This is a genomic window from Staphylococcus intermedius NCTC 11048 (genome assembly GCF_002902385.1).
GTDB lineage: Bacteria > Bacillota > Bacilli > Staphylococcales > Staphylococcaceae > Staphylococcus > Staphylococcus intermedius.
In genome coordinates, this window is record NZ_PPQH01000019.1 from 20,395 (window position 1) to 30,597 (window position 10,203).

The 10,203-nt window shown below is 39.7% G+C and carries 7 protein-coding genes and 1 pseudogene; all 8 read right to left on the bottom strand.

Annotation, left to right across the window (positions count from 1 at the left end; all coding sequences use genetic code 11):
* A pseudogene (gene opp1B, locus CD138_RS05265) lies at window positions 1-932 on the bottom strand (nickel/cobalt ABC transporter permease).
* Window positions 933-944: 12 nt separating this feature from the next.
* Window positions 945-2,543 carry a staphylopine-dependent metal ABC transporter substrate-binding lipoprotein gene (gene cntA, locus CD138_RS05270; RefSeq protein ID WP_019168636.1) on the bottom strand — a complete coding sequence of 533 codons (1,599 nt, stop codon included), beginning with the start codon at window positions 2,541-2,543 and terminating at the stop codon, window positions 945-947.
* A gap of 534 nt (window positions 2,544-3,077) precedes the next feature.
* The gene (gene cntM, locus CD138_RS05275) at window positions 3,078-4,373 is read right to left on the bottom strand and encodes a staphylopine biosynthesis dehydrogenase (RefSeq protein WP_019167819.1); all 1,296 of its coding nucleotides are present in this window, start codon (window positions 4,371-4,373) and stop codon (window positions 3,078-3,080) included.
* A gap of 1 nt (window position 4,374) precedes the next feature.
* Window positions 4,375-5,184 carry a staphylopine biosynthesis enzyme CntL gene (gene cntL, locus CD138_RS05280; protein WP_026066801.1) on the bottom strand — a complete coding sequence of 270 codons (810 nt, stop codon included), beginning with the start codon at window positions 5,182-5,184 and terminating at the stop codon, window positions 4,375-4,377.
* A gap of 18 nt (window positions 5,185-5,202) precedes the next feature.
* Window positions 5,203-6,003 carry a histidine racemase CntK gene (cntK, locus tag CD138_RS05285; RefSeq protein WP_241520322.1) on the bottom strand — a complete coding sequence of 267 codons (801 nt, stop codon included), beginning with the start codon at window positions 6,001-6,003 and terminating at the stop codon, window positions 5,203-5,205.
* Between the two features lie 287 nt (window positions 6,004-6,290).
* Window positions 6,291-6,677, bottom strand: coding sequence for a VOC family protein (locus tag CD138_RS05290; RefSeq protein ID WP_019167822.1), 387 nt, complete (start codon window positions 6,675-6,677; stop codon window positions 6,291-6,293).
* Window positions 6,678-6,809: 132 nt separating this feature from the next.
* Window positions 6,810-7,532, bottom strand: a complete 723-nt coding sequence (locus tag CD138_RS05295; protein ID WP_019167823.1) for a hypothetical protein — start codon at window positions 7,530-7,532, stop codon at window positions 6,810-6,812.
* Window positions 7,533-8,066: 534 nt separating this feature from the next.
* Window positions 8,067-10,121, bottom strand: coding sequence for a YSIRK-type signal peptide-containing protein (locus CD138_RS05300; protein ID WP_019169166.1), 2,055 nt, complete (start codon window positions 10,119-10,121; stop codon window positions 8,067-8,069).
* Window positions 10,122-10,203: the final 82 nt, after the last annotated feature.

The window sequence follows — 10,203 nt, forward strand, 5'->3', positions numbered from 1 at the left end:
TTAACGCTCCTCCCTTAATTTCGGGTTCAGCCACATATTAATCACGTCTGCCAATGTATTAAACAAGATAAACAGTACCGAAACGATAAGGACGTATGCCTGAATCATTGGAAAATCTTGTTCCAACACGGCTTTTACACTCAGTTGACCCATACCCGGCCACGCAAATACATTTTCGATGACGACAGAACCTCCTAAAATAATAGGAATCGACATACAAAATATTGAAACGACGACTTGCATTGCATTACGCGCCACATAGATGAGAAGTTGTGACATCGGAACACCCATGGCACGCATATATAACACATAATCTTGATCAAGCTGCTGAATAACGGCACTTCTGACATTTCTAAAGTAAATTCCAGTATAACCGAGCGTAATCACAGCAACTGGCAAGACATAACTTTCAGGACCTGTTAAACCTGACGTTGGTAATGCATTCAATTTGACCGATAGAAAATAATTAATATCGCAGCGAGCCAATAAGATGGAATCGCTGTTAATACGAAAGCCGTCGTCCGTGTCACACGATCAAACCATGTGCCACGCAACAAAGCTGTCAAAATACCGAACAACAATGACAATACAATAATCGCCACACTTGAAATTAACGTTAACTTCAACGTATTAAAAAATGCATGCCAAAGTCTCAAACCGACATCTTCGCCAGTCACGAAACTATGACCAAATTGAAGTTGTACCGCAGATTGCAGCCATTCCCAGTATTGTACGAGGAACGGCGCATCTAAATGGTACTTGGCACGCGTTTGTTCGATTAAACTTTGCGTAATGTCTGGTACTTCTTGTGCATGTAAAATGACGACAGCTGGATCTTCACTGGATAAATGCGTTAATGCAAAAGTCAAAAAGCTAATGACGATCAACAACGGTATCATCAGTAACAAATGTTTCATCACACGATATGCCATCGATGAACCACCCTATTTGTAATCCATTTGTTCAAATGGCAATTCGTATTGTGATTGTTTAAACGAAATATGTTCTAAATCTTTCGGTGCCACTACAGTCATACCCCCATGAGAAATCGGGATAAAGATCGCTTCATCATGCACCGTTGTTAAAATGTCTTTATATTTTTGTTCTTGTACTTTTGAATCTTGTGTTTGTAGAGCTGTATCGATGTCATCAAATAATTGGTCTTTTTCTTTGATGCCTGAAACAGCGGCTTTATAACCTGTATCTGCTTTAAATCCAGAAATCGTACTTTGTGGATCGTATTGAAGACCCCATGTTTGGTTGAACAGTAAGTCATAGTCACCTGATGTACGACGCTCTGCTACTTTATCAGATGTTTCGCCTACAATTTTCAATGCCATGCCAATTTCTTTTGCTTTCGCTTGGATAAACTCGGCCTCTTGTTTTTGTGAGCTTGAATGGTTGTCATAATAAAGGGTCATTTCAAGCTTTTGACCGTCTTTTTCGCGAACTTCACCTTTGTCAGCTTGTTTCCATCCCGCTTCATCGAGTAACGCTGCTGCTTTTTTCAAATCAAAATCACGTTTCGGTAAATCAATATTCGCATGAGGCACGTTTTTCGAAAATAATTGTGACGCGGGCTTTTCAGTACCATCTAAAATTTTGTCCGCGATACGTTTTTGATCTACGCTATACCATAAGGCTTCACGCACTGCTTTATCTTGTGCAGGACTGTCTTTTTTACCAGAGTTTGCGACGATCATTTTCGTATTCATCGGTTGACTGCGCTTCAATTGGAAATCGCCATTGTCCGTCAATTTTTTCATCGCTTCATTGTCGATATTGTCTGTACCGCGGTCATCCGTAAATGCAAAGTTCACTTCGCCTTTTTGTAATGCTAAAAATGATGTTTCACCAGCAGGCAATACTTTGGCAACGATTGTTTTCAATTTAGGCTCGCCACCCCAGTAGTCTGTGTTGCGTTCAAATGTCGCTTGCTCATCTTTGTCATGAGATTTCAATGTGTATGGCCCTGTACCGACATAAGATTTCAAGCCATCTTTCGTTCCGCCATCTTTAAATGATTTAGGTGAGACAAAAACATAAGGACGTGTCATTGAAAGTTCTTCTAATGTTGCGTTATAAGGCTCTTTCAAAGTCATCACAAATGTATGCTCATCTTTTGCTTCTGTACGGTCGATTAATGTTGATAACTTAATCCAAGAATGTAACTTTTTGTTCGCTTGAATCGCATCAAAGTTCTTTTTCACAGCTTCCGCATTAAAAGGCGTCCCATCTTGGAATTTCACACCTTTTCTCAAATGGAACGTGTATGTTTTACCATCTTCAGATACATCCCAAGATTCAGCTAATAAAGGTTCAATCCCTTTTTGTGTATGGTCAACGAGTGATTCATAGACCATCCCTTGTGCTGACATCGAACCCCCATATACATGTGGATTCATATCCCCAATATCTTTAGATGTGGCATATGTAAGATTTTTGTCTTCCTTTTTCTGTTCTAATGCTTTTGAGTTGCCACAAGCTGCGAGTACGAGTAAAAAAACAACACACATGGCAATCCACTTTAAATTTTTCATCATGATTCATATCCTCTCTTTATCTCAATTCTTGGTGCTGACATTTGAATATACATTAAAGCTTTTAGGGTGAAGATTTGCGGAACTTGATTCGCGTACAGTCTTTGTGATTGCTGAACTTACCCTCGCTTTCCCAGGGGCTCGCCTCAACTAGCCAATGCTTGATTTTACTTTTACAGTAAGGTGGCATTGGCGGATTTTGGGAGCAGTACAGAAATCTCATGTGCAACAAAGATTTCGTAGTACTGCCCCCGCAAGGCTGACTAGACTTCTCAAAAGCACAAGCATTGAGAAGTCAGACAGCTACTTCGATAAACAGTAGCCACTATCAAAGTCAAGTGACGTTATCTTGTTTTCAACTTCATCCCTCGGGAGTCTCGGGTAGTTTTTGCAATCTCAAATTTGCACCCAAATCTTATCAAAGTCTAACATCACAGAAAATCAGCAACTGAAATGTCTTCATATTGCACATCAGCTAAAATGATGATGCGCTATGTTTGCAATACATTTGATTTTTCTCATAATGTCCATTGTCATTTATGCACCAGTTTTCAACAATGCGGCGATGCTTGCGACGTCTTCCTCAAACGACTGGATTTCAAATTGCGATGATAGCGCGTCTTCAGCATGTGCCTTTTGAAAAGCAGTGAGTTGCGCTTCATAACGCTCAATCAATGTATCCATCATCGGCGTCGCAATACCAAGCGCCTGTGCCATACCGCGCATCATTTGTGTTCGGTAATAATCTTCACTTGGCATCCTTGGAATCTGCCAAACCCCTTGTTCATTTTGAAACACTTGCTTAAAGGGCACTGCTGAAAAGTCGAAGTATTTCCCGTTTTCATCAGGTTCTGAAAATGGATCAATCAAAATCCCAGTGTAACGCACGTATAATAAATATTCTTGTTCAATAGGCAACAACGTTTCAAACGCTTCAATACGTTCCTCATCCATCGTTTCAGGACGAAGGGGATAATTTTCTTTCACCATAAATTTCAATAAATTCAACGTATCGATATTCAAACGTTTTAATATTGCCATGACTTCTTGCCACATTTGACGCATTTCCGCAATTAAACACATCGTAATCGGGCCTTCTGGGAACAATTTATAGACGTAAAATGGGACGGTCATCCCTTCAAATACGGCTTTCAATGCATGTCCATTCATGAATAAAGCAGGATGCACATACAACGAACTGTTACGTGACTCTGCCATTAACGGATGTGCAACGGCTGTCACTGGTATTTGAACTTGAGACATGAGTGTCATCATTTCCCGGGAAAAGTCTGACTGTTCATGTGTCGTGCCTAAATATAGATGTTTCTTTACACCTTTAGTCAGTACACGGTGCGGTGTTTCCGGATCGGGCACGCTCGTATCACCTAAATATGTTGAAAATGACACCACCTCAATATGCGGTTGATCCACACTGAATTGTTGTTGCACAATCATATGTGAGCCGAACGTCGGAGAAATTAGAACGACATGTTCGAGACGTTGACGTACGTCGGGTGCCAATTGCTGAATGACTTGGCTGTATGCATCCGCTGTACACGCAAGGACTAACACATCATACTGTGGTGCGACTGCTTCATAACTGTCGTACATCTGTCCAAGCGATGCGGTACCTGCTAAAGACGCATGCAAGTCGTTTTGAACACGCACTTCCAATTGTTGTGCCGTTTGATATGCCGTCCAAAACTGCCGTGCTTTCTCTGTCGTACGCCCTCGCCCCACCATATCAACAGTGTGTGACGTATAGCGTTTGAATAATACCGCGAGTTGTACCGCTACAGGACCTGTCCCAGCAATCAATACAGATTTTGACATATTATGCACGCCCTTCTGATCTTTTTTGGTAAAGTGCAATATCAAAAATTTGATCAGGACGCGTAATATCATCCACACATGTCCATTGTTGTGGATGTGTCTCTTGTTTCGGATAATTGAAGATTGACTTCAAACCATCTCCATAACGCATTGACACGACGATATCATGGCCCGTTAAATCATACAGTTCCTCTAAAATGTCATATTTCATTTCAACTGTTGAACTAAAAATCACATGCGTCACTTCACCGATATCTTCAAGTTCTGAGACAGTTTTTTGATGTATTTCGATCGGTGCATCTGGCGATAAAATGTGAATCACTTGTTGGCCATAACGTACTGCTTCTTCATCAATATCAATGCCAATGACGCGCGCACCTGTTTCTTGAGCAATTTGAACGAGGGTCATCGGATACGCACCTGAACCAACGAGAAGCACCGTATCTTCTGGTGTAATCTCGAACTGGCCAAACTCTTCTGAAATACAATGCTCGATGTTGTCAAAATATCCCGTTGAACCGAGCTCACCATGAATCAATCGACGTGCACGTGTCGATTCCATCAATTTCACACAACGCGCGGTAATATCGGCTAATGGCTTAATCAGTGGTTGCTGTTTAGCGGTAGAAGTACGCCAATGCTCATATTGCTGTGTCGGCTGGTCGTCAAGAATATAGTCACTGTATTCATCAATTAACTGTTCTAAGTCATCCAGTGCACGCTCACCTTGCTGAACAGTATTGTATAAATGCTCAAACTGTTGCTGATAATGCTTCAAACGTGTTTCAAATTCATTCGTATTCTGTTGCATTTTAATCATCTCGAGCTCCTATTCTATGTATGCCATACCTGTAGCTACTGTTGAAACTTGTCCTTTAATCGCAATCGAATAGCCTGTTTCTGTTCGATCGGCAATCACAGACAATGCGCCTCCAGGTTGTGCAATCTCTTTTTCTACATGGTCTAGCTGATGTCGATATACTTCATAAATGCCTACCGAGCCTGTTCCTGAGCCACAACTTTGTTCCCAAATCATGCTGTCGACTTGCGGCACATAGATCAATGGATATAAACGTTGGTGTAGCGTATCATAGAGCATCATGCCCACTGCCGTCAGATGTTCAGGCCATGGTTGTGCCCTCACAAACGCTTCAACAGATGTTGCGAGTTTGTCTGACCATACAGTAATCGGACAAACAAAATGTTGGTATGTATCATATTGAATTTCTAAACCTTCAAACAGCACATCATCAATCGTATAATGCTTCTCTTCAATATGGTGCGGTTTAGGTAAAGTCGTTTCGTACTGATTGCGTGCTTCATCTACTGCACACGCAACCGGCTCATCCAATCCCGACACTTGCAAATGAAAAGAGGATCCAGAAAGTAATTTTCTGTCCTTTAAATAGCGGATAAATGACAGCGTACCATTGCCACAAAATTCTTGTCCGCTCATGACAAGCTGATGTGGAATATCGCCTTCATCATCAACAATAAAACCCACTTGTTCACATCCTACATGCGATGTTTGCATCAATTGTTGTGCAATCCGTGCATAATCTGCAGGATCATGTTGTGAGTCCACTAATACGGTCATGTTCCCAGATGGATTAAATTTTGAAAAATGCACAATTTCCAATGTTATTCCATCTTCTTTAAAAATAAATATTAAAAGTTGTAAATCGTAATCATAACGATTTAAAAATATCCTACTCCCTAATTTTTGAATTGTCAACAATGATAATCATTATCAATTTTATGATTCTTTCTTTTTTAACTGTCATCATCTTATTTTATTTAGTTTTATTATTTTCTTTTTTTAAATGACATGAGGTAGCCACTCGTCTAAATACATGTTAAGTGCATAAAAAAACAGACACTGTCACATTTACAGCATCTGCCTTTAAACTTTCCTTATTATTTCTGTTCGATAATTTGAATCAAATTGCCACATGTATCATCAAATATCGCCAATTTCACCTCATCCATAGTGGTCGGCGCTTGTGTGAACTGGATGCCTTTCGCAGTTAATGCTTGATAGGTTGCTTCAATATCATCCACCCCAAACATGGTCGCTGGAATACCACTATCAAATAGACGCGTTTGATAATCTTGTGCAATCGGATTTTGATTCGGTTCGAGTACAATTTCAACAGGATTGTCTGAATCATGTTCAACGACTGTTAACCATCGTGCTGCACCTAAATCAATATCATGTTTCAATTCAAATCCGAGTTGTGACGTATAAAACTGTTTCGCTTTTTCTTGGTCATCTACAAATAAACTTGTCGCAATAATTTTCATTGGTTTCGCTCCTCTTTTAAAGATCATCATTTTGTTCATTTCTATGCATATGCACAGTCACCTATTCCCTCGATACACATCACTCACGCATAAAAAAGGCGCATCTTTACATAGACACGCCCTTGTATACTATTAGTTTGTAATTTGAATTTTATTTGTAATCGTTGTTAACGCTGGATCATTTTGATGTGCTTGATACAAACTTTGTGCGTTCATTTCTTTACCCGTTGTTAACAGCTTTTGATAATCAACCAACGCCCCTTGTGTGCCACCGACGAACACTTTGTTGTCATTTACACCGATAATTGTTGCAAAGTTGCCTTTTGCCGGCATCACATTATAAAACTTCATTCCTTGTGGTGCATTCGGTATATCTGGCATACGTTTTAATGTTAATTGGTTGACCTGTCTTGTCGAAGTCATACCCGGACCTTGGTATTCATACACACCTTTCATAATTTCAGACTGTGTGATGCTATAATGGTCGATGTCATTGCCGAAAAATGCCAATGCAATTTTAGACTTATCGACATTGTCTTGATGTGGCTGAGAGGGTTGCGTGTTGACAGTAGCTTGATTTCCACTATTTTGCGCTTGATTGTTTTGCTGTTGGGCCTGCTGACTGTTCATTTCATCTTTGTTGTGATTTGTATCTGCTGCTTGCTCCGACTGATTCTCTTTCTCTGTCGTTGCTTTTTCTTTCTGGTCTTTTTCTGATTTTTTGTCTTTTTGATCCTGTGTTTTTTCTGTCTTGTTGTTTTGAGTCGATGCTTTTTCTTCTTTTTGAGCGTCTTTGTCTCCGCATCCAGCTAACAAAAGCAATAAGGCAAAAAGTATAAAAGCTAATCTTTTCATGGTCAACACCTCACTTGTGTGTTTATTAATATCTACTTATAAATATATCAAATAAATTTAGATATACAATAGGACTGAAGTATGAACCACATATTTTTTTATAATAATATCATTAAAAAGAGAAAAAGATGGGAAATAATTTTTGATGCTATGGATGTAGTATTGAGTTTAACTTACCCTTTCGCAATGAATTGTATCTTTGATTGCCATCATGGCTTCGCTTTCCAAGGGGCTGGCCCTTCGACTAACTAACGCTTGATTAAACTGTTACATTTGTTGAGGCGTTAGTGGATTCTCCGGACCAGCTGATCCCTCAGGAGTCTCAGCCTTCTGGCAATCTGACATCAAATACAGTCACCTTGGGAAAGTTTACAAAATGAAGACACCCCCATAATATCCGTTGATGACGTCCCTTTCATCCTCATTTTTGGCTGTTTGATCATCATTCATCGATATATGTCCATAAAAAGAGAAGGAAATGGGAAAACTTAATGTCCCATTTCCTCTGACTTATTGATATGAAATTAATTATGATTAGGATTGGCGACGGCGTCTAAACCATAACAATACCATGCCAGCAGCAAGCATCCATACAGACCATAACGTGACATGCGTCATAGAACCTGTACTTGGTAATTGCGCTGATTTTGCTGTATTCGTCTCTTTAGCTACTTTGACTGCTGTGGGTTGAACGACTTTTTCTGCTGCCATAACTTGATTGACATCTGTCATACGCTCTGTTGCACCATTCCATTGCAACATCAATGCAGGCATGTCTTTTGCGTCTTGACTTTGCATCATTTGTATTAGTGGCAAGCGTTGTTTGTAATGCACCATTTCTACATTTTTACCTATAGTTACAAACTCAGCTGAAGGCATAGACGTACCCATGACATCACTTTCATCTGATTGCGCCATTGAGCCAGGTAATGTCACATCTTCAACTGGCATAGCAGCGTCAGTCACAGATGGCTTGTCTTCCGTGTTCATTTCAGGCTTTTTCTGAACTTCTTTTGTTGCTTCAGTATCTACAGTCGATTTTGTGTCTTCATTAGCAACCGGTGTTGTCTCTGTCTTTACTTCATCCATTTCTTCATTAGGTTCTACATCTGCATTTGCTTCATCAGTCCAGTCCATTTCTGGCTCTAGATTGTCCGTTGCATCAAAAATCATTGGACGTAGAATTTCTGCTTTCAATTTTGCTTTTTGTTCCTCTGTCAGTGGCCCATACAAATATTCTTTTTCTGGCGCTTGATCTTTTTTATCAGCTGGATTGATACCCATTGTCGTTTCTGCTATCACTTTGCGCGTATGTGGATCGACAACTTTAAACGTCAATGCTTCTCCGTTCAACAATTGCATTTCTGTCTTTTTCAAATCAAACGTAAAGTAACCCGCTTCATCTGCTTGTGACGTTGGGAAACTACGGTGTTCTCCGAGATTTGAATCAATTTGAATGAGTGCGTTGCCATATTGCGTACGACCTTCAATCTTTTTCGTACCTTCTACAAGTACTTCATGCTCACCACGTGCTTCAGTGTGTAAGACATCCCCTAATATCGGTTGTACTTCAATTTCATGCGCAACATCGTCTAACACTTCAATGGCAGGACTCTCACCTAATTGATAGATTGTTTTAGCATCCGCCACACGTTCAAATGGCTCTGTTTGCACGTTAAAAACAACAGGACCAACTGCGTCATTGGCATCATCTGATTTAAACGATAATGTCACGAGATCGCCTAATTGTAATGGATAAGATTTATCAAAATGACGATTCAAATCAAATTCAAAAAAGCCCTGATCATTAATGTGACGCCAAATCCCATCATAGCGCTCTTGCCATTGTGCATCATTTAACGTTTCTAGCGTTTCTGGTTTATCTCCTAAGTGCACATGTTCGTTGTTAATCGCTAATGCAACCTTACCTTTTACTGAAGTGTGGCCTTTAATCACACCTGAACCTTCCAAAATAGGTTCAATCCATACTTGATGCTGGTTTTCCATAGGTTCCAAACGCTTTTCTGGAATCTCATAAGCATTTTCATAACGTGGTGTTGTCACAGAAGTCGTAATGCTTTCTTCATCTTCTAACCCTTCTAATGCATCGAGCTCAAGATTTTCTGTTTCGTCACTTTCTAATGCTTCTTCGTCAAATTCATCTAAGTTTAATGGCGCCGTTGCTTCAACATCTACTTTTTGATTGTAGACGATTTTACGACCTTTTAAATCATATGTAAATTTACCTTCTTCATCTGACACGACTTCTTCATAATCTTCATCCAATGATACGATATCTTTATTATCGATTTTGATAGAAATGGCTTTGTTAGGTGCTGTATAGCCAGAAACATGCGTATCTCCTGGGCGTACTTCATCCAGTTGAATTGCTGACGCTTGTTGAGGTGCAACAGATGCTGATGCCGCTTCATTTTCTTCTGACACATCACTTTGCGCTACTGTTTCTACTTCTGCCTCTGTATTTTCAGATGCTTCTGCTGTCCCATTTGAAATCACAAAAATCATCGCCGCTGCTGTTGATACCAAACCCACTTTTAATTTTCTTAATTTATAATTTTCTTTTAACATTATTAACCTCACCTAGAATATATTGAATACTAATTAAATTTAATACATTAAAGGGGCAAATGATATTAACTGAATATTAACT